Origin of the sequence: Enterococcus devriesei, assembly GCF_001885905.1 — a bacterium.
GTDB lineage: Bacteria > Bacillota > Bacilli > Lactobacillales > Enterococcaceae > Enterococcus_A > Enterococcus_A devriesei.
The window spans coordinates 1-796 of the sequence record NZ_JXKM01000040.1 but is presented as its reverse complement, the minus strand read 5'-3'; the positions used below and the strand labels follow the sequence as shown (position 1 = coordinate 796).

The following is a 796-nucleotide window of genomic DNA, read 5'->3' as shown; positions in this document are numbered from 1 at the left end:
ACCGCTTGGCTATACCCCAATAATAAAAAGGGCGAACGATGGGAATCGAACCCACGAGTGCCGGAGCCACAATCCGGTGCGTTAACCACTTCGCCACGATCGCCATATCAATAAAAAACAGGGGCAGCAGGAATTGAACCCACACTAACGGTTTTGGAGACCGCTGTTCTACCTTTAAACTATGCCCCTGAAACAAATGGAGGAGAGTGGATTCGAACCACTGAACCCTAAGGAACGGATTTACAGTCCGTCGCGTTTAGCCACTTCGCTACTCCTCCATGGTGGCGCGGGACAGAATCGAACTGCCGACACACGGAGCTTCAATCCGTTGCTCTACCAACTGAGCTACCGCGCCATATATAATAGTTTAAAGTTTTTAATCAAATGGCGGTCCCGACGGGATTTGAACCCGCGATCTCCTGCGTGACAGGCAGGCATGTTAACCCCTACACCACGGAACCGAATGGGGGTTAACGGGTTCGAACCGCTGACCCTCTGCTTGTAAGGCAGATGCTCTCCCAGCTGAGCTAAACCCCCATATATTTAATTAAATGACCCGTACGGGACTCGAACCCGTGTTACCGCCGTGAAAGGGCGGTGTCTTAACCGCTTGACCAACGGGCCAGTAAAAAATATTGTTACGGAGAGTAAGGGATTCGAACCCTTGAGACAGGAATACCCGCCTACATGATTTCCAATCATGCTCCTTCGGCCACTCGGACAACTCTCCAAGATAGGAGCACAAAGGCCCAATACTCTTTTTTTCTCTTTCGAGAAACTCCGGCAGTAGGACTCG

At 50.8% G+C, this 796-nt stretch carries 8 tRNA genes; all 8 read right to left on the bottom strand.

The features are described 5' to 3' along the window. Positions 1 to 30: 30 nt before the first annotated feature. The 8 genes from RV00_RS15910 to RV00_RS15875 all read right to left on the bottom strand — a co-directional run bounded on the left by RV00_RS15910 (position 31) and on the right by RV00_RS15875 (position 730). A tRNA-His gene (locus RV00_RS15910) sits at positions 31 to 103 on the bottom strand. A gap of 15 nt (positions 104 to 118) precedes the next feature. Further along, positions 119 to 189: transfer RNA gene (locus tag RV00_RS15905), tRNA-Trp, on the bottom strand. Between the two features lie 8 nt (positions 190 to 197). Then, positions 198 to 278, bottom strand: a tRNA-Tyr gene (locus tag RV00_RS15900). Position 279: 1 nt separating this feature from the next. Beyond that, positions 280 to 355, bottom strand: a tRNA-Phe gene (locus RV00_RS15895). A 30-nt stretch (positions 356 to 385) separates the two neighbouring features. Then, positions 386 to 461: transfer RNA gene (locus RV00_RS15890), tRNA-Asp, on the bottom strand. Positions 462 to 464: 3 nt separating this feature from the next. Next, a tRNA-Val gene (locus RV00_RS15885) sits at positions 465 to 537 on the bottom strand. A 15-nt stretch (positions 538 to 552) separates the two neighbouring features. Beyond that, positions 553 to 624 (bottom strand) — tRNA-Glu (locus RV00_RS15880). 17 nt (positions 625 to 641) lie between these two features. Next, positions 642 to 730 (bottom strand) — tRNA-Ser (locus RV00_RS15875). Positions 731 to 796 lie beyond the last annotated feature (66 nt).